This window comes from Flavobacterium cutihirudinis (genome assembly GCF_003385895.1).
GTDB lineage: Bacteria > Bacteroidota > Bacteroidia > Flavobacteriales > Flavobacteriaceae > Flavobacterium > Flavobacterium cutihirudinis.
This window is the reverse complement of sequence record NZ_QRDQ01000008.1, coordinates 1,215,472-1,239,840: the sequence shown is the minus strand read 5'-3', so window position 1 is coordinate 1,239,840 and position 24,369 is coordinate 1,215,472. Positions and strand designations below refer to the sequence as shown.

19 protein-coding genes are annotated in these 24,369 nt (G+C 33.3%); 10 read left to right on the top strand and 9 right to left on the bottom strand.

The features are described from left to right. Positions 1-197 precede the first annotated feature (197 nt). Together BD847_RS11055 and BD847_RS11050 are read left to right on the top strand one after the other, a co-directional pair. A complete protein-coding gene (locus BD847_RS11055) occupies positions 198-3,479 on the top strand; it encodes a glycosyltransferase family 117 protein (RefSeq protein WP_115888302.1) in 3,282 nt (1,093 codons plus the stop codon). A gap of 93 nt (positions 3,480-3,572) precedes the next feature. Then, positions 3,573-4,211 carry a polysaccharide deacetylase family protein gene (locus BD847_RS11050; protein ID WP_115888301.1) on the top strand — a complete coding sequence of 213 codons (639 nt, stop codon included), beginning with the start codon at positions 3,573-3,575 and terminating at the stop codon, positions 4,209-4,211. A 20-nt stretch (positions 4,212-4,231) separates the two neighbouring features. On the opposite strand, the gene BD847_RS11045 is transcribed toward BD847_RS11050, so the two are convergent. From BD847_RS11045 to BD847_RS11015, 7 genes are all read right to left on the bottom strand, one after another. Next, on the bottom strand, positions 4,232-4,534 hold the full coding sequence (locus BD847_RS11045) for a thioredoxin family protein (RefSeq protein ID WP_026728605.1): 303 nt from the start codon (positions 4,532-4,534) through the stop codon (positions 4,232-4,234). Positions 4,535-4,607: 73 nt separating this feature from the next. Next, the gene (locus BD847_RS11040; protein ID WP_115888300.1) at positions 4,608-5,843 is read right to left on the bottom strand and encodes a metallophosphoesterase; all 1,236 of its coding nucleotides are present in this window, start codon (positions 5,841-5,843) and stop codon (positions 4,608-4,610) included. A 181-nt stretch (positions 5,844-6,024) separates the two neighbouring features. Continuing rightward, positions 6,025-6,210 carry a hypothetical protein gene (locus tag BD847_RS11035; protein WP_115888299.1) on the bottom strand — a complete coding sequence of 62 codons (186 nt, stop codon included), beginning with the start codon at positions 6,208-6,210 and terminating at the stop codon, positions 6,025-6,027. A gap of 105 nt (positions 6,211-6,315) precedes the next feature. Beyond that, a complete protein-coding gene (locus tag BD847_RS11030) occupies positions 6,316-7,653 on the bottom strand; it encodes a sensor histidine kinase (protein ID WP_244201585.1) in 1,338 nt (445 codons plus the stop codon). 12 nt (positions 7,654-7,665) lie between these two features. Then, entirely contained in the window at positions 7,666-8,340 is a 675-nt protein-coding gene (locus BD847_RS11025) for a response regulator transcription factor (RefSeq protein ID WP_115888297.1), read from the bottom strand. A 188-nt stretch (positions 8,341-8,528) separates the two neighbouring features. Then, positions 8,529-8,720: a hypothetical protein gene (locus BD847_RS11020; protein WP_115888296.1), complete on the bottom strand. Its 192-nt coding sequence runs from the start codon at positions 8,718-8,720 to the stop codon at positions 8,529-8,531. A gap of 50 nt (positions 8,721-8,770) precedes the next feature. After that, complete coding sequence (locus tag BD847_RS11015; protein ID WP_115888295.1) at positions 8,771-8,968, bottom strand: hypothetical protein; 198 nt, start codon at positions 8,966-8,968, stop codon at positions 8,771-8,773. A gap of 327 nt (positions 8,969-9,295) precedes the next feature. On the opposite strand from BD847_RS11015, the gene polA reads away from it, so the two are divergent. After that, on the top strand, positions 9,296-12,136 hold the full coding sequence (polA, locus tag BD847_RS11010) for a DNA polymerase I (RefSeq protein WP_115888294.1): 2,841 nt from the start codon (positions 9,296-9,298) through the stop codon (positions 12,134-12,136). A 212-nt stretch (positions 12,137-12,348) separates the two neighbouring features. On the opposite strand, the gene BD847_RS11005 is transcribed toward polA, so the two are convergent. After that, a complete protein-coding gene (locus BD847_RS11005; RefSeq protein ID WP_115888293.1) occupies positions 12,349-13,377 on the bottom strand; it encodes a LacI family DNA-binding transcriptional regulator in 1,029 nt (342 codons plus the stop codon). A gap of 194 nt (positions 13,378-13,571) precedes the next feature. Between BD847_RS11005 and BD847_RS11000 the strand changes: the two genes are divergently transcribed. The 6 genes from BD847_RS11000 to tsf all read left to right on the top strand — a co-directional run bounded on the left by BD847_RS11000 (position 13,572) and on the right by tsf (position 18,237). Then, entirely contained in the window at positions 13,572-14,318 is a 747-nt protein-coding gene (locus BD847_RS11000) for a ferritin-like domain-containing protein (protein WP_115888292.1), read from the top strand. Between the two features lie 26 nt (positions 14,319-14,344). Beyond that, the gene (locus BD847_RS10995; RefSeq protein ID WP_115888291.1) at positions 14,345-15,157 is read left to right on the top strand and encodes a ferritin-like domain-containing protein; all 813 of its coding nucleotides are present in this window, start codon (positions 14,345-14,347) and stop codon (positions 15,155-15,157) included. A gap of 193 nt (positions 15,158-15,350) precedes the next feature. Beyond that, positions 15,351-15,806 carry a 50S ribosomal protein L13 gene (gene rplM / locus BD847_RS10990; protein WP_068844978.1) on the top strand — a complete coding sequence of 152 codons (456 nt, stop codon included), beginning with the start codon at positions 15,351-15,353 and terminating at the stop codon, positions 15,804-15,806. Further along, entirely contained in the window at positions 15,806-16,192 is a 387-nt protein-coding gene (gene rpsI / locus BD847_RS10985) for a 30S ribosomal protein S9 (protein ID WP_071636269.1), read from the top strand. The genes rplM and rpsI overlap by 1 nt, the downstream gene beginning before the upstream one ends. A 176-nt stretch (positions 16,193-16,368) precedes the next feature. Beyond that, positions 16,369-17,136 carry a 30S ribosomal protein S2 gene (rpsB, locus tag BD847_RS10980; protein WP_115888290.1) on the top strand — a complete coding sequence of 256 codons (768 nt, stop codon included), beginning with the start codon at positions 16,369-16,371 and terminating at the stop codon, positions 17,134-17,136. Positions 17,137-17,274: 138 nt separating this feature from the next. Next, positions 17,275-18,237 carry a translation elongation factor Ts gene (gene tsf / locus BD847_RS10975; protein WP_109191768.1) on the top strand — a complete coding sequence of 321 codons (963 nt, stop codon included), beginning with the start codon at positions 17,275-17,277 and terminating at the stop codon, positions 18,235-18,237. A gap of 68 nt (positions 18,238-18,305) precedes the next feature. On the opposite strand, the gene BD847_RS10970 is transcribed toward tsf, so the two are convergent. Continuing rightward, entirely contained in the window at positions 18,306-20,387 is a 2,082-nt protein-coding gene (locus BD847_RS10970; protein ID WP_115888289.1) for a M3 family metallopeptidase, read from the bottom strand. A gap of 262 nt (positions 20,388-20,649) precedes the next feature. On the opposite strand from BD847_RS10970, the gene BD847_RS10965 reads away from it, so the two are divergent. Further along, complete coding sequence (locus BD847_RS10965) at positions 20,650-24,324, top strand: TraB/GumN family protein (RefSeq protein WP_167443847.1); 3,675 nt, start codon at positions 20,650-20,652, stop codon at positions 24,322-24,324. The last annotated feature ends 45 nt before the right edge of the window (positions 24,325-24,369 follow it).

The window sequence follows — 24,369 nt, the reverse complement described above, 5'->3', positions numbered from 1 at the left end:
AACTTTTTAACTAAAAAAATATTTTTTTTTAGTTTTTTTTCACTTTAAAATCACCCACTACTTTGGAAGATTCTTATAACCAACACATTACTCCTTAAAGATAGTTTTATAGAATTTTTTGTTAATGCTCGTTTCTTTACGTAAAAAAACATTTTCTTTGTAGGGCATAAAAACATACAAAATTTTAACACCTAAATATGGCACAATTCAATTTCAATAAATGGAATACAATTATTGGTTGGTTTGCATTTGCAATCGCTTTAATTACCTACACACTAACAGTTGAACCTACAATGAGCTTTTGGGATTGTGGCGAGTATATTGCCACAGCAGCTAAACTAGAAGTTGGCCACCCACCAGGAGCACCTTTATTCCAAATGATGGGAGCCTTTTTTGCCATGTTTGCTATAGATGCGCAACATGTAGCCTTAATGGTTAATATGATGTCTGTTTTTTCAAGCGCATTTACAATCCTATTTATGTTCTGGTCTTCGTCGATGATCTTAAAAAAGATTGTTGCTCGTTTTGCTGAAATTGATCAAAACAATTCAATTGTTATTTTAGGAAGTTCTTTTGTTGGAGCTTTAGCCTATACTTTCTCAGATAGCTTTTGGTTTAATGCAGTTGAAGCAGAAGTTTATGCAATGGCTTCTTTATTAATTGCTTTGCTTTTTTGGCTTGGTCTTCGCTGGGAACAAGACATGGACAAACCAAAAGGCAACAAATGGCTATTGATTATTTCTTTGGTTATTGGACTTTCATTTGGAGTTCACTTTATGGCTTTATTAACGATTCCTTCAATAGGATTCCTTTACTATTTCAAACATTATGAAAAAGTAACCATCAAAAACTTCCTTATTGCAAATGTTGTAGTAATTGGTATTTTGTTATTTATCTTCAAATTACTTCTTCCTTTAACAATGGCTTTCTTTGGAAAAACTGAAATTTTCATGGTAAACAGCATGGGATTGCCATTTAATTCAGGAACTCTTTTTGTTGCATTAGTCTTTATTGCTTTCTTCTACTTCGGATTGAAATACACCAAACAAAAAGGTTTGATTTTTTACAATACTATTATATTATGTATTTTATTTATTCTAATTGGTTTCTCTACCTGGATGATGTTGCCAGTTCGTGCTAATGCTAATACAGTAATCAATGAAAATAAACCATCTGATGCTATTGAGGTTTTAGCGTATTACAACCGTGAACAATATGGTGTAAATCCTTTGTTTTACGGCCCTCAGTATACTGAAGTTTTCTCCGGACTTGATGAAAAAACACCATATTTAGACAAAAAACCAAACTACGAAAGAGATTATAAAACTGGTAAATACATTATTACCAACAACTATAAAAATGCAGAGCAAAATTCTGATGACAATCAAAAAACGATTTTGCCAAGAATGTGGAGTACTGAAACTGGTCATATTCAAAATTACATTAGTTTTACAAATCCTCCGAAATTCAGAATTAATCCGAATTACAACTATGAAGACGATTTGGCAAAATACGGAATTGATGCTAGTCAATTAAGTGAAGACGAATACAACAAAGCTACTGCACAATTAAGAAATGAGGTTGAAAAAACTGTTTCTGAATTCAGAAAAGCATATGCTCAAAAACAAATTGACAACGAAGGTTATATTAAATTCTTAAAAAGCTACGGAGAATATTTAATTATTGAAAAACCAACAACTACAGATAACTTCAGCTTTATGTTCGAATATCAATTTGGATACATGTACTGGAGATATTTAATGTGGAATTTTGTTGGACGCCAAAGTGATGTTCAAGGAAAATACGACAATTTAGATGGAAACTGGATCAGTGGTATCAAAGCGCTTGACTCGCTCCATTTAGGATCTCAGGACAAACTTCCATCTGATGTTTTAAACAACAAAGGTCGTAATGCTTATTTCTTTTTACCTTTTATTTTGGGTCTTATTGGAATAATGTATCATGCCAATAAAGATTTAAAAAGTTTTTATGTCCTTCTGGCTCTATTCCTATTTACCGGAATTGCATTAAAAATTTATTTGAATGAAAGACCATTCGAACCACGAGAAAGAGATTATGCACTTGTAGGATCCTTTTATGTATTTGCCATCTGGATCGGTTTTGGTGTTTATTCACTTTATGAAAGCATTCAAAAATATCTTGCACCAAAAATTGCCGGACCGGTTATCATTGGAGCAAGTTTATTAGCTGCCCCTATTTTAATGGCGTCTCAAAACTGGGATGATCACGACAGATCAAATAGATATACTGCAGTTGCAATGGCAAAAGCATACTTAAGCTCTTGTGATAAAAACGCTATTTTATTTACCATTGGCGATAATGACACATTCCCTCTATGGTATGCTCAGGAAATCGAACATTTTAGAACAGATGTAAAAATTGTAAACACTAGTTTATTTATGACAGACTGGTATATTGATCAAATGAAAGCCAAAGCTTATGAATCTGATCCTTTGCCAATATCATTTTCACACGAAGATTATGTAGGAGACAAACTGGATTATGTAGCATATATTCAGAAAGTTGATACTCGCTGGGATATAAAAGGTTTTATTGATTTTATCAAAAATCCTAAATCAACTGTTGGTTTGCAAAACGGACAAACGATTCATTATTACCCAACTAACAAAATCAGAATTACTGTTGACAAAAATACAATCATCAAAAACAAAGTTGTAAACCCGAAATATAACGACTCAATTGTTCCTTTTATGGACATTGACATCAAAGGAAGTGCAATTTACAAGAATCGCCTGATGATGCTTGATATATTAGCCAATAACAACTGGAAACGACCAATTTATTTTAGCGGTGGTGCTTTTGACGATGAAGACTATTTGTGGTTAAAAAACTATTTGCAATTAGATGGTATGGTCTACAAATTAGTTCCTGTAAGAAATGTCCCTTCAAAAGATGGCGGACCAATGGATATGGGGCAAATTGACGCAGACAAAACATATGATATTGTAATGAAGTGGGATTGGGGAAATAGCGAAAGCGATAAAATCTATCATGATCCTGAGACAAGAAGAAACAGCATCACGTACCGCACCAACTTATCTCGTTTAATGAATCAACTTATTGCTGAAGGTAAAATTGACAAGGCTAAAAACGTTATTAATTTAGCTATGACTAAAATGCCTGTGGATAAATTTGGTTATTATTCATTAGTTGAACCGTTTGCCGATGGCTACTACAAAGTTGGAGAAACTGCAAAAGCTCATGATTTACTTAACAAACTAGTAAAAAAATACAACGAAAATTTAAATTACTACGCAACGTTGCCTCCGGGAGATCAAACTGATTTAGCAATGGATATTATTACAGATATTGAGCGCTACAGAAGTTTATTGCAGGTTATGGACCATAATAACGACAAAGCTTTCTATGAACAACACAAGAAAACTTTCAATACGTATGTAAATGTTTTCGAACGTTTTGGACGCGAAAAAGAATAATATACGAAAAATATACTAATTAAAAAAATGCAGCGCTTTGAGATAAATAGCGCTGCATTTTTTATTTTTACATAACTCTTAAATCATTTCAAAATGAGCTTTTATTGGGTCAAAACAAATTCATTTATAAAAAGGGTATTTTCGAAGTACTGTTGGGATATTCCCAATAAGGAAAAGAAGATATACCTAACCTTTGATGATGGGCCAACTCCCGAAGTTACTGACTGGGTTTTATCTGAGCTGAAGAAATTTGATGCAAAGGCAACGTTCTTTTGTATTGGCAAAAATATAAATGCTAATTCTTCCTTATTTGAAAGATTGATTACCGAAGGACATGCCATTGGAAACCACACCATGAACCACATTAATGGTTGGAAGTGCCAGACAAATGATTATATAGAAAATGTGAAAAATTGCGCTTCGATTCTAGCCAATGAAAAAAAATTAAATGGTTTATTATTTCGCCCTCCATATGGCAAAATAAAAAAAGCACAATCTAAAGTTTTAAGAAGTCTTGGTTATAAAATTGTAATGTGGGATGTTTTGAGCGCCGATTTTGACCAGTCTATTTCTCCGGAAAAATGTCTTGAAAACGTTACTAAAAATGTAACATCAGGAAGTGTGATTGTTTTTCATGACAGTATAAAAGCATCGCAAAACTTAAAATTTGCGTTACCTAAAGCATTACATTTTTTAAAAGAAAATGGCTATGCCTTTGATGTTATTCACTAATTTTTAATTAGTAAAAGTAATTATTGATTGAATTGTTCCTGAACAATTCCTATAATGGTATTAGCATCAAGTTCGCCTGATTGCCTCCAGATCATCTGACCTTCTTTGTAAATCATAAGAGTTGGAAGCCCTTTAATACGAAGCGCTTCAGCCAATTCCTGATTTTTATCTACATCAATTTTGATTACTTTGGCTTTATCACCAAGCGCAGCTGCAACATCCTTAATTACTGGATGCATAGAAACTGAAGATTCATTCCAATCTGTGTAAAAGTCAATTAACACAGGGACTTGAGCATTTATTAGTTCTCCAAATTTTGACATAAAACCAAAAATTTAAATTTATTAATCTACTTAAAAGAGATAAATATTCTACAAATGTAGCATTTTTAACGAATTAAGCCACATTGTTGCCCTTTTTTAGTTCGATCACTGTTATTTCGGGCATAATACCAACTCTACCAGGATAAGCATGAAAACCAAATCCACGGTTAACATAAACGTATCTTCCGGCAGTTTCGTACAAACCAGCCCATTGTTTATAAATATATTGTGCAAGACTCCATTTAAAATAACCCGGAATTTCAATTCCAAACTGCATACCGTGAGTATGGCCTGCAAACGTTAAATGAAAATTTTTAGGATGATCTTTAATCTCTGCGTCCCAATGACTCGGATCGTGGCTCATTAGTATTTTAAAATCGTCTTGAGCTAAATTTTGAGAGGCTTTATTTAAATCTCCGGCTTTCTTAAAATTAACCCCCCAATTCTCTACTCCAACCAAAGCAATTTTATCTTCTCCTTTTTGAATATATCTATGTTCGTTCAATAATAGCTCAAAACCAATTTTACCATAAAGCTCCTTGATTTCTTTAAAATTCTCTTCTTTTTGTTGCTGCGAAGGCCATGTTACATACTCGCCATAATCATGATTTCCTAAAACCGAGAATTTACCATATTTATAATTTTTGATTCTGTTAAAAGTCTCCAGCCATGGATGCATTTCTTTCGCATGCGTATTTACAATATCACCTGTAAACAAGATTAAATCTGATTCCTGCTCATTGATTAAATCAATTGCATAATTTATCTTTTCCGGATTATCAAAACTACCGCTATGAACATCTGAGATCTGAGTAATTCTGAAACCATCAAAAGCATCTGGAAGATCTGGAAAAAAGACCGTTTGCTTGATTACTTTAAAGTTATATTTCCCTTCAAATATTCCATAAATTAAAGATAAAAAAGGTATTGCGGCCAAACCAAGAGCAATTTGACTTACGAACTTTCGCCTGTCGGGCATCATTTCTTTTCTTGGAGCATTGTAAATAAAATAATTCATAATGCTTGCTCCTATTCTAAAAATATCTTCTCCAAATAGAACGAGAGTCATTACAATTTTAGGAACATAAATAAGCAGCATCAAACCTGTTGTAAACATAAACTGCTTGGTTTGTCCAACTGATCGATCAACCTGAGAAAAAGAATATAAGATAAACGCTAAAAGCAAAAAACTGATAATCTGGTAACTTATTAAAACCCATCTTAACTTAACAAGAGTGCGAAAAGCTTGATAGGAATAAAATTCAAGAAGCAGAAAAAGGGCGCAAAGAATTATAAATTTAAGGATCATTAATTATAGTTTTAAGCAAAGTAACAAAGAATGAAAATTTTATTGCTTTTTATTATCAAAAATTTAACTCAAAATAAAGAACAAAAAGCTGGCAGATTTCTCTACCAGCTTTTCTCTACCAAATTTTTTAAAACCTTTTATAATCCACAACAAAGTTTGACCCAGCAAACTTAAAGTTGTATTATTTTTGAGCTTTTGCAGCTTCTGGCTTAGCTGCCTCCGCTTTTTTGGCTTTTTTATCTGCTTTTTTGTCTTTTTTTGGAGCTTTCGCTTCTTTCACCGGAGTGGTTTGAGCTGGAGTTGTTTGAGCGTTTACCATTGCCACTGTTCCTAGAACAGCTACTGCTAACATTATTACTTTTTTCATGATTTAATTTTTTTTTGCTGATTAATATTTCATTATTATACCTCAAAGATAGAATCACAAAATGAAGATTAAATGAAGTTTTAATGCATCTAAAAAAATTAACTTTTAATTATGTTTTGAGACTTCAGGAAGCAATAAAGTAAAGGTTGTTCCTTCATTAATTACAGAAACAACTTTGATTTCTATATGATGAAAAGAAGCAATACTTTCAGCAATAGCGAGGCCTAAACCTTGACCATCCTGATCCGAACTTATTCTGGCAAACCTTTTGAATATTTTTTCAAGATGCGCTTCACTCATTCCAAGACCAGAATCTGCAATTGAAACAAAATAACGACCTTTTTCAAAACCGTCTTCAACACTTATATTTCCTTTTGGGCGATTGTATTTGATTGCATTAGTTACCAAATTATAAACTAGAATATGAATCAGTGTTTTATTTCCGATAAAATCGTAATTATATTTCATGAGATTTTCAAAATGAATTTCTCGGTCTTCCATACGATCTTGAAAATCTGATTGTAGATCGTCTATAATTTCATAAAAATTTATTTGTTCATTAGCTTCATATTGGTTGTTTTCAATACGAGAAATCAGCAATAAATTATTTATGATTTTTTTCAGCATGTCAAGCGTCTTCAAAGAGCCTGCAATTTTATCTACAGCATTATCATCTAAAGATTCATTCTGCAATAAATTTTCAAACTTATTTTTCAGCAATGCAATAGGTGTCAGCAATTCGTGAGAAACATTCGAAATAAATTGTTTTTCTTTTTTAAAAAGTTCCGCAATGCGATCCATCATTTGGTTCAACACCAAATCCAACTCTCTAAAATCTCTTGATTTTGCGTTTATTGGCGTATGATCAAAAGCTTCGGGTTCATTCACACGCCTAATTTTTGTGTCGATAATTTTATAAAAGGGTTTCAGCAAGTATTCAATATAAACAGTATCTGCCAAAAAAGTGATAATTAAAATAACAACAAAGACCACGAGTATAAAGAAACGAATCACAAAAGTCAAATCATTAACTTCGCTCAAACTACTTCCAATTTCGAGCTGATAACCTTCGCCTTCATAAGAAAAATAATACCGTAAAATCCGATATTCATTTTCTTCACCTTCAATTTTTCGGTAATCGTTACTAAAAACGATATTCTTATGACGTTCTTTTATTGGTGAACGAGACAAAACTAAAAATTCGCTATGAAGAGTTGAAAATTCAGAAAATGTTTCCGTGGAGTCTCCGGGATTATCTAGAAAATCATTTATTTCTTTCTGATTTAAATGTTCAATAAATTTCTTCTTCTTTTCCAGAAGACTATTATTGATGTGATGATAAACCACATTTTCGACTAAAATAGGCAACATCAGCCATAAAATCAAAATCACCAACAAACGTGTCAGTGCATTAAAAATAGCTAATTGGTGTTTTATCTTCACAAGTTCCTTTTTTTATTCATTGATGCGATAACCCACATTTCGAACTGTTTCAAACCAATCTATGGATCTATGTTTATCTAACTTTTTGCGAAGATTTCGAACATGAACATCAATAAAATTGGAGTCAGAATTAACTTCAAGAATATCGCCCCAAATATGTTCTGTTAATTGAAGTCTTGTAATAACACGATTTTTATTCAAAACCAAATATTGAAAAATATCAAACTCTTTTTTAGTCAAACTTAGCGGCACATCTTTATAACTGACTTTATAGTCCTGAAGCTGTAGCAAAAAACCGTGAATACTCAAATTATTGAGTGTAAAGCCATGCATTCTGCGAATAACTGCAAATAATCTCGCGCTAAGTTCAGTGAGCGCAAAAGGCTTCGTCAAATAATCATCGGCGCCTAAATGAAGACCATTTATTCTGTCATCCAACTCGCCACGAGCTGTGAGAACAATTACAGCCATTTTGGATTTTGTTTTTCGAACCGCACTCAAAACCTCAAAACCATCTCCGTCAGGCAAACCCAAATCAAGCAGCATCGCATCATAATCATTACTGGCAACTTCTTCAAGAGCATCATTACAAGTATGCACAATTTTACAGATATAACCCGTATTGCACAAAAAGTCAAAAACTTCTGTGGCAAGCTCTTTATTATCTTCAACAATCAAAATATTCATAAATACAGCTATTAAGCGCAATTAAATTTAAGCAATTTTAAAAAATCCTGTTGCGCATTATTAAAAAATTAACGAATAAAAAAAAGCTGACAAATTTCTTCATCAGCCTTTTCCAACCGCATTCTCCATAAACCATTATTTCTGTTTTGTTTTCTTACAATGCATTGTAAACAAATCAAAAACAATCTTTATTTTTTCATAGTTGCATCTGCTTTTGGAGCTTCAGTTTTTGCTGATTTTTCTTTTTTATCAGACTTGTGATTATGATGTTTTGTTGCTTTCACCTCTTTTGCCGGTGCAGCCTGAGTTGGTGCAGTTTGCGCATTTACCATTACACTTGTTCCTAAAACCATTGCTGCTGCTAATAATAAATTTTTCATGATTTCTAATTTTTTAAATTAATATTTTTTATTCTCTTAAGTTCTTTTTCTTATTTTTTTACTTTTGTTGCTTCTGCTTTTGGAGCTTCCGTTTTTACTGATTTTGTTTTTTTATCAGCTTTATTTTTAGACTGTTTTGTTGCTTTAACTTCTTTGGCAGGAGTCGTTTTACCATCTTTTGCAGGAAACGCATGAACCATTGCACCTGTTCCTAAAACTGCCACTAATAACATCAATAAATTTCTCATGATTTCTAAGATTTTAAATTAATTACCTTTTATTTTACAGATCAAAATTACCCTCGCAAAATGAAGAGAAAATGAAGAAATCTTACAAACTAAATATTTTAACTAGACATTAACTTTTGCTGTTTTTTTCACCATATAAGTTATATAAGTTCATTTAAATTCCTGCATCATTAATATTCATCACAACGATTAGACGCACTGCAGTGCATCTCTACAGTGTGCCCCCTGGTAAAATCAACTTATATAACTTATATGGTGGAAAAAAAATCTTGAGAGTCTAATTTTTAAAATCCCAATTGTTTATTTTTACAGACTAATATTTTTTATATGTCAACTCAAAAACGCCTTTTTCTTCTAGATGCTTATGCATTAATTTTTCGTGGTTATTATGCCTTTATAAAAAACCCGAGAATCAACTCAAAAGGAATGGATACATCTGCAATTATGGGTTTTATGAACTCCCTTTTGGATGTCATTAAAAGAGAAAAACCGGATCATCTTGCAGTTGCTTTTGACAAAGGCGGAAGTCATTTGCGTAATGAAATGTTTCCGGAATATAAAGCAAATCGCGACGTTACGCCCGAAGCTATTAAAATTGCCGTACCTTATATATGCGAATTATTAAAAGCAATGCATATTCCGATTATTGAAGTTGAAGGCTTTGAAGCCGATGACTTAATTGGAACAATCGCAAAACAAGCCGAAAAAGAAAACTATAAAGTTTTTATGGTTACGCCTGATAAGGATTTTGCACAATTAGTTTCAGAAAACATCTTTATGTACAAACCGGCTCGTATGGGCAACGGAATTGAAATTTGGGGCGTTCCTGAAGTATTAGAAAAATTTGAAATTGACCGCCCAGAGCAAGTAATTGATTTTCTAGGAATGATGGGCGATGCAGCCGATAATATTCCGGGACTTCCTGGAGTTGGTGAAGTTACAGCCAAAAAACTTTTGAAAGAATTTGGCACAATGGAAAACCTTTTAGAAAATACAGATAAGCTAAAAGGAAAAATGAAAGAGAATATCGAGGCTAATAAAGAAAAAGGATTATTGTCTAAAAAACTGGCTACTATTTTATTAGACTGTCCTGTAACTTTTGATGAAAATGATTACGAATTAACACGCCCTGATATTGAAAAAACGGACGCTATTTTTCAGGAATTAGAGTTTAGAAGAATGGCCGAACAGTTTGATAATTTGTTTAAAACTGACGGAACTCAAACAACTGCTCCCGCAGAACCAGATGCCAAATTATACAAAAAACCACAGCCTAAAAACGAAGATCAATTTGATTTGTTTGGAAGCGCTTCCGCAGATGAAGATACTGAAACTGCAAGAACTTCATTTTATAATACTTTAGAAAACACACCTCACTCCTACCAAACCATTCAGGGTGATTTAGGAATAAAACTTCTTCTACAGAATTTGCAAAACCAGACTTCGGTTTGTTTTGATACTGAGACAACTGGAATTGATGCCTTGCACGCCGAACTTGTTGGAATGTCGTTTTCATACGAAAAAGGAAAAGCATTTTACGTTCCGTTTCCGGAAAGTCAGGAAGAAGCAAAAGCTTTAGTAGAAAAATTTGTTCCGTTTTTTGAAAATGAAAATATCGAAAAAATTGGACAGAATTTAAAATACGATTTAAAAATCCTTGCAAATTATGGCGTTACTGTAAAAGGAAAGCTTTTTGATACAATGATCGCGCATTATTTGATCAACCCGGATATGCGTCATAACATGGATATTTTAGCGGAAACGTATTTGAAATATTCTCCAAAATCAATTGAAACTTTAATTGGCAAAAAAGGAAAAAATCAAATTTCGATGCGCGATGTTCCTTTAGAAGATATTAAAGAATACGCTGCTGAAGATGCTGATGTTACTTTACAACTAAAAGAAATCTTTACAACTGAATTAGATAAAACAGAAACTAAAAAGTTGTTTGATGAAATCGAAATTCCGTTAGTAAGTGTTTTAGCGGCAATGGAAACCGAAGGAATTCGTCTTGATGTTGATTTCTTAAAAACAATGTCTAAAGAAATGGATGTCGAAATCAAATCTTTAGAACAGCAAATTTATGAAACCGCTGGAGAGAAATTCAATTTGGCTTCTCCAAAACAGTTGGGAGATATTTTATTTGACAAAATGAAGATTGGCGGTGCAAAACAAAAGAAAACCAAAACGGGTCAATATGCAACCGGCGAAGAAGTTTTAACTTATTTAGCCAATGACAATCCAATCGTTAAACAAATTTTGGATTGGCGTCAAATGGTGAAATTACAAAGCACTTATATTTTGGCTTTGCCAGAACAAGTTGATAAAAAAACACAACGTGTTCATACTGATTATATGCAAACCGTTGCTGCTACGGGGCGTTTGAGTTCGAATAATCCGAACTTACAGAACATTCCGATTCGCACGGAAAGAGGACGTCAAATTCGTAAAGCTTTTGTGGCACGCGATGAAAACCATACTTTAATCTCTGCCGATTACTCACAAATTGAATTGAGAATTATTGCCGCTTTGAGCGGAGAAGAAAATATGATTAAAGCGTTTCAGGATGGAGAAGACATTCATAAAGCAACGGCTGCAAAAGTCTTTAATGTTGCTTTAGAAGAAGTTTCGCGTGAACAAAGAAGCAACGCCAAAACAGTAAACTTCGGAATTATATACGGCGTTTCTGCTTTCGGATTAAGTAATCAGACTTCTTTATCAAGAAGCGAAAGTGCCGCTTTAATTGATGCTTATTACAAAACGTATCCGCGATTAAAATCTTTTATTCAGGAGCAAATTGAATTTGCAAGAGAAAAAGGTTACGTACAAACTATTTTAGGTCGCCGCCGTTATTTAAAAGATATCAATTCGGCAAATGCTGTGGTTAGAAGTGCTGCTGAACGAAATGCCGTAAATGCACCAATTCAAGGAAGCGCTGCCGATGTGATTAAAATTGCGATGATTAACATTCACAAAAAATTACAAGACGAAAACTGGAAATCTAAAATGTTGCTTCAGGTTCATGATGAGCTTGTGTTCGATGTTCATAATGACGAACTCGAAAAAATCCAGCCAATGATTAAACACGAAATGGAAAATGCTTTTAAAATGGCGGTTCCATTGGAAGTTGAACTTGGTTTGGGTAAAGATTGGTTAGAAGCACATTAATCTGAATTTTAGATTTTAGATTGCAGACTTTAGATTTCTGTGCAATCTTGTCATTTCGACGAAGGAGAAATCACACTAGAAACTCCGCAATCAAAATCGCCAATCTTTGTCGAATCCTGAGTGTGATTTCTCCTCCGTCGAAATGACAAAAAACATACAAAAAAAAAGGACCGTTCTTTCAAACGGTCCTTTTTTTATTACTTATACTTTTTTTATTTAACTTTTCTAGTCGATTCTCTTTCTTTCAAAACCGTCTTAATTACGATTGTTTCATAATCAGAAGTTTCTTCTTCGCTTTCTTCTAATCTTTTGATTAATCTTTTTGCGGCAACTTCACCAATTTCAATTCCGTGTTGGCTCACTGTTGTCAAACTTGGAGACAAACGTCTTGAAGCTAAAATTCCGTCAGCAAAACCAATGATTGAAATATCTTCTGGAACTCTGTATCCTTTTTTCAAACTCACTCTTAAAGCTGCAACCGAATCATTTTCATCCAAAGCAAAAATAGCATCCACTTTATTGTCAAAAATGGCATCAATCTTAGCTTTCATATCATCTTCAGAATCGGTACGAAGAATGATCTTTTCGTTTACCGGAATATTATTGTCTTTTAAAGCTTTTAAATAACCATCAGCTCTTAATTTCCCAACACTTAAATTATCTACAGAAGAAATAAGCGCGATATTTTTACATCCCAAATTAATTAAATGCTGTGTTGAGTTTAAAGCTGAATCGAAATCATCAACCACAACTTTATCGCAATCAACTTCATCTGCAATTCTATCAAACATTACAATCGGCGTTCCGTCGTTTATAATTTCAGAGAAATGATTGTAATCTTGTAGTTTTTGAGCTTCTTCAGAAACCGAAAGAATAAATCCGTCAATCGTTCCGTTGCTCAACATTTCTAATGTATGAATTTCTTTTTCTAAAGATTCGTTCGAAATACACGTAATTACATTATATCCCTTCTTGTCGGCTACTTTTTCTATACCGCTAAAAACTTTAGCAAAAAAAGAGTTTAATATATTAGGTATAATTACACCAATAGTTTTGGTTTTTCTGTTCTTTAAATTCAGACCAATAACATTTGGTTTATAATTTTTGAGTTTGGCATACTCCTTAATCTTCACCTTCGTTTGCTCACTAATTTCCGGGCTGTCATTCAATGCCTTAGACACTGTAGACACAGAAACACCTAGTTCTTTCGCAATTTGCTTTAGAGTTGCTTTAGCTTTCATCTAATTAAATTTTATGTAATTAATACAAATATAGTAGAATTACCTAAAATAAAACAAAAAAGCCCTACCACTATTTGAAATTATAAGACCTTTTTTTAATTAATCATAAAAAACGGCAATTTGTAAAACCGCACTGCATAAAATTTCGTTAATAACCTAATACATGTTATTAACCTTAATAAAAACCTTTGATTATGAAAAACGAAGTTAAAATCCATGAAGTAGACCCTTCACTGGATAGCAGAAGGAGCTTTCTTAAGCTCAGTGGACTAACATTAGTTACCGCAGGTTTGGTTTTAGCTGGTTGCAGCGACAATGATAATAATGACGAAATGCCCGATAATACTTTACCGGGAATAAAAAACGGAATATTTGATTTAGGTTCAGGAGATTTTGGCGTACTTACCTATGCTTACGCCTTAGAACAACTTGAAGCCGATTTTTATACGAAAGTTGTAAACGCCGCAAATTTCAACACTACATTTAATGATATCGAACGCCAGGTTTTGACCGATTTATATCACCATGAAGTAGTGCACAGAGATTTCTTCAAAGCAGCTTTGACGGGAGCACTCCCAGATCCGTCTTCACAATTACTTCCTTCTTTAGCTTTTAGCTATGGCTCTCTTAATTTTAATAGCCGAAACGAAGTTCTTGCAACCGCAAAGGCGCTGGAAGACACTGGAGTTGCAGCATATAATGGTGCAGGAAAACTAATTAAAAGTGCCGACTACCTATTATTAGCCGGAAAAATAGTTTCTGTAGAAGCCAGACACGCTTCCGCAATAAGAAGCTTGATTAATCCAAATTCTAAAGATTTTGCGGGTGACGATGTAGTTAGTGCTTCGACAGGTTTAGACGTTGCTCAGGATCCTTCTAAAATTTTACCAATTGCTGGAGGTTTTATTACAACAAAATTCACAGCCAAATATTTACCTTAATCTTAACCAGCTAAAACTTAGAAATTATGAACATTTTAAAATTTATAGAATCCTTCACTGATGATAACTTAATGAAAAGCACCAGCTCAAGAAGAGACAGTTTTTCACAATTTGGAAATATCGGTAAAAATTTAGCATTGGCATCAATCCCATTCGGATTATCCGCAATGGCAAACAAGGCAATGGCAAACGACATCACACCAACTCCTGCAACTCCAATAGGAGCTTTACAATTTGCACTGACCTTAGAGTATCTGGAAAACGAATTTTATGCTATGGCATTAGATTCCGGAGTAATCCCAGCATCAGAAAATGCAGGAAGAGACCTAAAAGTATTTCAGCAAATTGCCGATCATGAAGCTGATCACGTAAAATTTCTGATAGCAGGACTTGGAGGCACAATGAGCCCAAATTTTGTTCCAAAACCTACTTTTGACTTTACAGTTGGAGGTGCTTTTGATCCTTTTAATGATTATCCAACATTTCTAGCACTGGCGCAAGCCTTTGAAGATACAGGCGTAAGAGCTTACAAAGGTCAGGCAGCAAACTTGATTACAACACCAGATTTATTGACAGCGGCATTACAAATTCATTCTGTCGAAGCACGCCACGCATCTGAAGTACGACGCTTACGCGGATTAAAAGGATGGATTTCAAATGAAGAAAGAGGAGCCGGAATGCCAGCCGCAACTCAAGCAGTTTACGCTGGTGAAGGTGTTACCATGCAGGCAGGCTACAATACTGCCAGTTTATTTGGAGCAGCCGCAGGATCAGAAGCTTATGACGAGCCACTAACAACACAACAAGTTGTAGATATAGCAAATATCTTTATTGTTTAATACAAAAAAATCGAAATTTTGAACCATCTTCGCGTTATTGTGAGGGTGGTTTTTTTTTATTGTTTTAAAAGTAAAACTGACAGCCTGATTTTCAGGATATAAAATATTCTTTTCAGGTATTTGGTTTTAAAATAATTAATTGTACTTTTGCATCCCCTTTATTGGGGATGGAATGTTTAATTAAAATAATATTATGGACGCATTAAGCTACAAGACAATTTCAGCTAGCAAAGCCACTGTAACAAAAGAGTGGATTGTTGTTGATGCAGAAGGTCATAACTTAGGACGTCTTGCTTCAAAGGTTGCGATGATCTTAAGAGGTAAGTACAAGCCAAGTTACACACCGCACGTTGACTGTGGAGATAACGTAATTGTTATCAACTCAGAAAAAATTAACCTTACAGGTACAAAAATGAATGACAAAATTTACATGCGTCATACAGGTTACCCAGGAGGACAAAGAACTTTAACTGCTAAAGTATTGCAATCTAAAAACCCTGCATTATTAGTAGAAAAAGCTGTAAAAGGTATGTTACCTAAAAATAAATTAGGCGCTGAACTTTTTAGAAATCTAAATGTTGTTGTAGGATCTGAGCACACTCACGGAGCTCAAAAACCTAGAACTGTTAACCTAAATGATCTTAAGTAATGGGAGTTATTCACAAAATCGGTAGAAGAAAAACCGCTGTTGCACGTGTATACGTTTCTGAAGGAACAGGAACTATCACTGTAAACAAAAAAGAATTCGCAACTTACTTTCCAACTGCAACTTTACAATACAAAGTTTTACAACCATTGTCTATGACAGAAAATGTAAACAACTTTGATGTAAAAGTAAACGTTTACGGAGGTGGTACAACTGGTCAGGCAGAAGCTGTAAGAATGGCATTAGCTCGCGTAATGTGTGAAGTTAACGCTGAAAACAGAGGAATCCTTAAACCAGAAGGTTTATTAACAAGAGACCCAAGAATGGTTGAACGTAAGAAATTCGGTCAGAAGAAAGCTCGTAAGAGATTCCAGTTCTCTAAACGTTAATATTACCTGTCTTGTTCAGATGGGACAAGACATTATCAATTATTTATTGAAATTAAAAAACACAGTTATTGTTGCTCTCCTATCGAGGTAGGATATAGTTTAGCATCTAAATGTATAAAGCCAGAGAAATCGCCATTTATACATTGCTAATCAACAGAACGTAAACTAGTACAAAAATGGCAAACAAAATAGAAGTAAAAGAATTACTAGAAGCAGGTGTTCACTTCGGACACATGACTAGAAAATGGGATCCAAACATGGCTCCTTACATTTATATGGAGCGTAATGGTATTCACATTATCAATCTATATAAAACTGCAGCTAAAATTGAAGAAGCTAACGAAGCTTTGAAAAAAATCGCTGCATCAGGTAGAAAAATCTTATTCGTAGCTACCAAAAAACAAGCAAAAGACATCGTTGCTGATAAAGCAAAAGCTGCAAACATGCCTTACATCACTGAAAGATGGCCAGGTGGAATGTTGACTAACTTCGTAACTATCAGAAAGGCAGTTAAAAAAATGTCTTCTATCGATAAAATGAAGAAAGATGGTACTTTCAACACTTTATCTAAAAAAGAGCGTTTACAAGTTGATCGTCTACGTGCTAAATTAGAGAAAAACTTAGGTTCAATTGCTGATATGTCTAGACTGCCTGCAGCATTGTTCGTAGTAGATATCAAAGCTGAACACATCGCAATAAAAGAAGCTCAAAAATTAAACATTCCAGTTTTCGCAATGGTTGATACGAATTCTGACCCAAGAGAGGTTGATTACGTGATTCCTGCAAATGATGACGCTTCTAAATCAATTGACAAAATTTTATCTTTAGTGACTACTGCAGTAATCGAAGGTCTTTCTGACAGAGGTACTGAAAAAGAAGTTGAAGCTACTGAAGAAGCTGCTCCTGCTGTTGAAGCTGAAGCTGCTCCTGCAAGTGAAGAATAAATCAAACTTTAAATTCCAAATTTTAAATTCCAAATTCCAAATACAAAATTAAAAACGTTATGTTGATAATTTAATAAAATTGGAGTTTGGGATTTAGAAGATGGAATTTTTACTTTTAACATTAAAATTCAAAATATTATGGCAACAATTACTGCTGCAGACGTAAATAAATTAAGACAATCTACAGGTGCCGGAATGATGGACTGTAAAAAAGCTTTAGTTGAAGCTGAAGGAGATTTCGATAAAGCTATACAAATCCTTAGAGAAAAAGGACAAAAAGTTGCTGCTAACCGTTCTGACCGTGAGTCTTCTGAAGGAGCTGCTGTTTCTTTTATCAATGCTGACAACACTAAAGGAGCTATCCTTACTTTAAACTGCGAAACTGACTTCGTAGGTAAAAATGAGGCTTTTGTTACTTTAGCTAAAGATTTAGTAGAAAGAGCTATCAACTTCTCTTCTAAAGAAGAATTTTTAGCTTCTGATTTCAACGGAATTACAGTTGCTGAGAAATTAATCGAGCAAACTGGAGTTATCGGTGAGAAAATCGAAATCGGTGGTTTCGAAATTTTAGAAGGTGCTTTCGTTGGATCTTATGTTCACGTTAACAAAATTGCTGCTTTAACTGCAATTTCTGCTCCAATCGCTAATGCTGAGACTTTGACAAAAGACGTTTCTATGCAAGTTGCTTCTATGGGAGCTGACACATTATCTTACAAAGATTTTGATCCTGCTTTCGTTGAATCTGAACTTGCTGCTCGTATTGCTGTAATTGAAAAAGACAATGAAGAAGCTGCACGTTTAGGAAAAACTTTAAAAAATGTTCCTAAATACATCTCTTTCTCTCAATTAACTCCTGAAGTTATCAAACAAGCAGAAGAAGATGCTAAAGCGGAATTAAAAGCTGAAGGTAAACCAGAACAAATTTGGGATAAAATTCTTCCAGGAAAAGTACAACGTTTCATTTCTGACAACACTACTTTAGATCAAGAAAAAGCTTTGTTAGATCAAAACTTTATCAAAGACGATAGTAAAAAAGTTGGTGATTACGTTAAAGGATTCAACGTTGAAATCACAGGTTTCAAAAGAGTTACTTTAGGTTAATATATTATTTCAATATAAAAAGCCCGAATATTTATTTATTCGGGCTTTTTTGTTTTTACTAATTTATATTACTTTTCAACAGGAAAATTTCTTGCACGCATCAACGCGTCAGATTTTGGCGAATGACCTCTAAAATCTTCATACATTTCCTCATTATCTACGGTGTTTCCAACGCTTAAAACGATATCATAAAGACGTTTGGCAACTTTTTTATCATAAGGCCCATCTGCTTCTAAAAAAGCTTCATAAGCATCGGCGTTTATAACATCTGCCCATAAATAACTGTAATATCCTGCCGCATATCCATCACTTGAAAAGATATGTGCAAACTGCGGAATTCTATGACGCATTACAATTTCTGAAGGCATATTAATCTCTTTTAAAATTCTGCTTTCAAATTCATGAGGATTTATTGTTTCTGTAGTCAAATGCAATTTCATATCAACAAAAGAACTGGATATGGTTTCTACAGTAGCAAAACCTTCGTTGAAATTTGCTGCTAGTCCTATTCGTTCTACCAAAGACTGAGATAATGGCTGGTTTGTTTTGTAATGAAGAGCAAATTTATTCAACACTTCTGGAGTAGCTAACCAATGTTCCAGCAATTGTGAAGGAAACTCTACATAATCTCTCGCAACTGAAGTTCCCGATAAACTCGGATAAGTTACGTTAGAACATAATCCGTGAAGCGCATGTCCAAATTCATGAAATAAAGTTGTAGCATCATCCCATGAAATTAGCACCGGCTCATCACTATTCCCTTTAATAAAATTACAATTGTTCGACACAATTGGAAGTACATTTTCTTTTATTTTCTGCTGATCACGATGCGAATTCATCCACGCACCTGATCGTTTACCTACTCGCGCGTATGGATCAAAATACCACAAACCAATTGGATGTCCAGTGCTTTTATTATTTACTTCCCAAACACGAACATCTGCGTGATAAACCGGAATATCAAATAATTGCTTAAACCCAAGATCAAACAATTCGCCTGCAACCCAAAACATTCCTTCACGCAGGTTTTCTAATTGCAAATATTGCTTGATTTCATTCTGATCTAAATCATATTTTGCTTTTCGAACTTTTTCGGCATAAAAACGATAATCCCAAGGTTCTATTTTAAAATCTCCGCCTTCATTATCAACCATTTCCTGCATTGCAGCAACATCATTTTTTACTTTTTTTACAGCTGGCTTCCAAACAGACTCCATTAAATCTAAAGTTTTCTGAGGATCCTTAGCCATTTTATTTGACAAACTCCATTCTGCAAAGTTTTCAAAACCTAATATCTTTGCTTTCTTAGCTCGCAATTCTAAAACTGAAACAAGCGTCGAATTTGTATTATTTGAATTATCATTATCACCACGTTTAACAAAAATATCAAACGCTTTTTCTCTTAAATCTCTTTGATTGGAGAATGTTAAAAAAGGTTCTATTGAAGATCTTGTGTTACCAATACAACCCAAAACAGCTAAATTTCTTTCTTCAGCTTCGGCAATTGCGGCATTTTTAAATGCATCAGGCAAACCGTCAAAATCACTTTCAGATTTTAGTTCAACGAACTGATTATTTTCTTCTGCCAATAATTTTTGACTAAAGCTTGTAAAAAGCACAGCCAGTTCTTGATTAATCTTAGCTACTTCTGCTTTATCAGTTTCGTTTAACTCCGCTCCTTCACGAACAAAATTTGTATAATACAACCAAACTAGCCTTTGTTGTTCTTTGTTTAATTTTTTACTTTCTTCCGATTTGTAAACTGCTTCAATTCTTCTAAACAACTTCTCATTTTGATATAGCTTATCTTCAATCTCAGCCAACTTTGGAGACATCTCAGTATCAACTGCATTAAACTCGGGAGTACTTAAATTAGATCTATAAATTCCGTAAACAGAATGAATTTTGTCTAAAGTTTTACCTGAAAGTTCCAGCGCTACAATTGTATTATCAAATGAAGCTGCCTCGGGATTCTCCGCTATATGGTCAATTTCTTGCAATTTCTCCTGAATTGCATATTCAATTGCCGGTTTAAAATCTGATATTTTATATTCTGCGAAATTTGGAACTCCGCCATAAGGGCCGGTCCATTTTCTTAAGAAAGGGTTCTCCGCAATATTTCCAGTTTCACCCAAAAAAGTAGTATCCATAATAATTATTACCTAAAGTACCCTTTTCCAATTACTGGATTAAAAAGGCTTGTTATAACTTCAAAAATACCGAAAAATTAAACATAAAACCTTAATCAGTTTTCATCAAAAATCAAAAAATATATGCTCGATTTGCAATGTTAAAATCTCATAACATTCTTTAGGAAAATCCTTTATAATAAAACAAAGAAAGCTTACTTTAACAGAATAATTAAAAGGAATCTATTATATATTTGTTTATCAAATTCTTAAAACTTTAACATTGAAAAAACTGCTATATATCTCATTGTTATTAAGTACACTTATTCAGGCTCAAAACAAAAGTTTGTTTTGGGAAATTTCAGGCAATGGCTTAACTAAAAGTTCCTATTTGTACGGAACAATGCATGTTAACGAAAAAGTCTCTTTTCATTTGTCCGACTCTTTTTTTAAAAACCTTTTAGGATCTGATATTATTGCCAATGAAAGCAATCCTGAAACTTGGGGCGAACTTGATGATCTTATGAAAAATAACGACTATAATTTCTATACTAAGTTTTACAACGAATTTTATTTAATCCCGGCAAGCAAAGAAACAATCAAGACGATTTTTAATAACCACAATAGCAAATATTTCAAAAATATGTTGTCTGGCGCTGAAGGTGAGCAGGCCGACTTTCAGGAAAACACCGTTTTGGATATGTTCATTTTTCAGACAGGAAAAAAATACAAAAAAAGAATTGCCGGTCTGGAAAACGCAAAAGAATCAATGCTTTCTATTCTTCAGTCTATGGATGACAATGCTAAACCAAAAGATGAGAATAAAACTGCTTTGATGAAAATCCTTAAAAACAGAAACTTAACTGAGGTTCTAAAAGAATACTACAGAGAGAAAGATATCGTAATGCTGGATTCTATCTACAAGCTAATGTTCTCTAAAAAAACTCATGATGCACTTATTGTAAACCGCAATAAAATTATGACCAAAAGTATTGATTCTATAGCGAAAACCGGAAGCTTATTTTCTGCCGTTGGAGCGGCTCATCTTGGAGGAAACGAAGGCATTATCGAGTTATTAAGACAAAAAGGATATAATGTAAAACCTATTATTGACAACTTTACCGAAAAAGGGAAAAACCAAAAAAAATCAATCGAAGCCTATTTTCCAAATCCTAATTTTACCCCAAACAGCACAAAAGACAAAATGCTTCAGTTGCCTTTGTACAAAACAACAATTGAAGACAATGAAAGCTTAGGATCGCCAGATTTTACAAACGGAGGCGCTATTACAATTAAAAGGATTCCGTTAAATTATTTCTTAAAAAAGAACAATAAACCTTATGAAGCTAAGTCGCTGGATAGCTTATTTTTTGAAAAAATTGCCGGTGAAATCCTAGAAAAAAAATACTTCGAGCAAGCCAATTATTCTGGTTATGACATAAAAAACATCACGAAAACCGGAAACAGTCAACATTCAAAATTTTTCATTACACCACTCGAAATTATTTCTGTGACCATGACAGGGCCGGCAAATTATGTACGTCAATATGAAAATGAAGTTTTTGAAAACATAAAAATAAAATCATTTAAAAATGAATGGGAAAGAATTAAACCATTAAAAGGCGGTTTTGAAACAGAATTGCCATCGTTTAATTTTGTTTTTGGAAATAGTGCCGAAAAAGGAACTGATATAAATATTCAGGCGTATGATAATCAGGAAAAAAGCTATTATTTCTTACAGGAAAAAACATTAAATGATACTGAAATTCTGGAAGATTCAGAGTATGAACACAAGCAAATTCATTATCAATTTTATCTGCAACAGGATCAGGATTCAACTGCCGTTAATTACAACAAAACCGAAAATTCGCTTACTTCTTCTTCTATTATTGGTAATCGTAATATGAAGTTAAAAACAATTATTTCCGGCAACAAATACTATCTTTTAGGAACCGTAAATGCTTCAGAAGCCAATACAAATCGTTTTTTCAAATCTTTTATTATTAGTCCATTCCTGTACAAATCAAAAACTAAAGTGTATACGGACTCAATTGCAAATTATAAAATAGAAATTCCTGAAAAAGAAAATGAATCGTTGTTTTTAAAGTTAAATTCCAATCAATACCAATCAAAAAACACATTTGCGGCAACCAGCAGATTTCAGGTTTTCAATTCTGAGAATGCTCAAAAATTCAATTTACGATATTATAAATATTCAAAATACGAATACAATCACTCTATTGATTCTATTCAAAACAACCTAAACAAACAGTTTTTAAATCAACACGAGACAGATTTAGATGAAAGTTTTGAGGAAGGAGATGAAAATTTTGAAACCCCAACTTCGTTGCTTAATCCGGAATTGTTTACCAAAAAAGGCTTTTCTAAATCAAATTGGAACAAAATAATAACAACTAAAAAAGATGATTATGTGTTTTTAAGCAACACAACAACATTCAATAAAGAAAAAAACAACTATATCATAACTGCAGTAGTTTCAAGACCAAACGCGACGCAGGCAATTAAGTACAAGGCAATTTACAAAGACAACGCCTATTATATTCTCAATACTTTGGTAAACAAAAACTATCAAAATGAAGATCCGCTCATTGAGAAAACTTTTGGATCTTTTGACTTGGCAGAAAATACAAAACCCAAAGACAATGAAAATAAAGTCCTGTTGTTTATTGAAGATGCCAAAAACGAAAAAGATACTATTCGGTATTCTGCTTTGAATTCTGTACAAAATCTTGAAATCACAAAAAATGATCTTGATGTTGTAACCCAATTTTTAAATTCATTTCACTTTAAGGAAAATGAAACTGCTGCCCTTACTGCACTTTTGGAAAAAATTGGCCAAATAAACGATGAAAAGGTGGTGCCGTTTCTTGAAAATTATTATAAAAAAGAATCGGTTAAAACGGCCGTTCAGGTAAGTATTCTGAAAAGTCTCGCTTTTCAAAAATCAAAAGAAGGATACAAAAAAATTATTGAATTAATGGATTATGATTTGCCAATTCCGGACAATCAGTATGAAACTGAAAGTCTTTTTTATGCCTTTCAAAACGATTCGGAAAACAGTAAAGAATTGTTTCCTGAAATTTTTCAATATTACAGCATTAAAGAATACCACAATCCCATTATAGAATTCTCTAATTCACTTTTGGAGCAGAAATTAATTTCAGTCAAAAAAATAAAAGCTTTCAAAAAAATGATACTTACCAATACAAAATTGGAGTACAAAAGAGTGGCAAGCTGGAATCAAAAAAACAGAATAAAAAATGATCCGACAGAAAATATGGAGGAAATAGCTATTTTTACAGATACCTCATTAGCGTTGGATGACTTAATTAATTATACCACTTTAATTTATAATTATGCTGATGATAAAGCTGTAAAAGATATATTATCTAAAATAAAAAATCTTGATCTTCCCGAAGTAAATACGGAACTCGTTAGGCTGGGAATTACACATAACAATTTGACAACGACAGAGATTACTGGTTTTTTGAACGATCCTAAAACACGATTTGCAACTGTAAATTTGCTTTATAACCAAAACAAAAAAGATGCAGTTAAGCTTACTGATGACGAAATCTCACAAGCCGCCGCAATCAATTTTCAAAATCTGACTCAAAAAGACTCTATTTCTTTGCTTGAAAAGAAAATTATTAAAAAAGATGAGCACGATATTTCGATCTATTTTTATACAATCAAAAGAAAAAACAAGGAACTTGATTCGGATCAAAATCAATTGTATACGATCGCTTTTGTAAATAAAAATGAAAAAATAGATCCTCTTGCCTATAAAGTACTCAGCTTAAAAAGAATATCTGAAGAAGAAGATTTGGAGAAAAAATGCAACTTAATAGTTTCTGAATTCTTTAACAGCGAACATCTAAGAGCCACTTTTGGAAAAGAAAAAGAAGATGATGAAACAATTCTTGAAGAATATTAAATTCATTATTAGGTTAAAATAATTAACTTTGAATACACAGATTTT

What these genes read in the sequence shown, in the direction of transcription:
- BD847_RS10995 (WP_115888291.1), top strand. Translation starts at nt 14,345, where the DNA reads ATGAACATTTTAAAATTTATAGAATCCTTCACTGATGATAACTTAATG.
- tsf (WP_109191768.1), top strand. Translation starts at nt 17,275, where the DNA reads ATGGCAACAATTACTGCTGCAGACGTAAATAAATTAAGACAATCTACA.
- BD847_RS11020 (WP_115888296.1), bottom strand. Translation starts at nt 8,720, where the DNA reads ATGAAAAATTTATTATTAGCAGCAGCAATGGTTTTAGGAACAAGTGTA.
- BD847_RS11050 (WP_115888301.1), top strand. Translation starts at nt 3,573, where the DNA reads ATGAGCTTTTATTGGGTCAAAACAAATTCATTTATAAAAAGGGTATTT.
- polA (WP_115888294.1), top strand. Translation starts at nt 9,296, where the DNA reads ATGTCAACTCAAAAACGCCTTTTTCTTCTAGATGCTTATGCATTAATT.
- rplM (WP_068844978.1), top strand. Translation starts at nt 15,351, where the DNA reads ATGGACGCATTAAGCTACAAGACAATTTCAGCTAGCAAAGCCACTGTA.
- BD847_RS11000 (WP_115888292.1), top strand. Translation starts at nt 13,572, where the DNA reads ATGAAAAACGAAGTTAAAATCCATGAAGTAGACCCTTCACTGGATAGC.
- BD847_RS11035 (WP_115888299.1), bottom strand. Translation starts at nt 6,210, where the DNA reads ATGAAAAAAGTAATAATGTTAGCAGTAGCTGTTCTAGGAACAGTGGCA.
- BD847_RS10970 (WP_115888289.1), bottom strand. Translation starts at nt 20,387, where the DNA reads ATGGATACTACTTTTTTGGGTGAAACTGGAAATATTGCGGAGAACCCT.
- BD847_RS11040 (WP_115888300.1), bottom strand. Translation starts at nt 5,843, where the DNA reads ATGATCCTTAAATTTATAATTCTTTGCGCCCTTTTTCTGCTTCTTGAA.
- BD847_RS11025 (WP_115888297.1), bottom strand. Translation starts at nt 8,340, where the DNA reads ATGAATATTTTGATTGTTGAAGATAATAAAGAGCTTGCCACAGAAGTT.
- rpsB (WP_115888290.1), top strand. Translation starts at nt 16,369, where the DNA reads ATGGCAAACAAAATAGAAGTAAAAGAATTACTAGAAGCAGGTGTTCAC.
- BD847_RS11015 (WP_115888295.1), bottom strand. Translation starts at nt 8,968, where the DNA reads ATGAGAAATTTATTGATGTTATTAGTGGCAGTTTTAGGAACAGGTGCA.
- BD847_RS11005 (WP_115888293.1), bottom strand. Translation starts at nt 13,377, where the DNA reads ATGAAAGCTAAAGCAACTCTAAAGCAAATTGCGAAAGAACTAGGTGTT.
- BD847_RS11045 (WP_026728605.1), bottom strand. Translation starts at nt 4,534, where the DNA reads ATGTCAAAATTTGGAGAACTAATAAATGCTCAAGTCCCTGTGTTAATT.
- rpsI (WP_071636269.1), top strand. Translation starts at nt 15,806, where the DNA reads ATGGGAGTTATTCACAAAATCGGTAGAAGAAAAACCGCTGTTGCACGT.
- BD847_RS11055 (WP_115888302.1), top strand. Translation starts at nt 198, where the DNA reads ATGGCACAATTCAATTTCAATAAATGGAATACAATTATTGGTTGGTTT.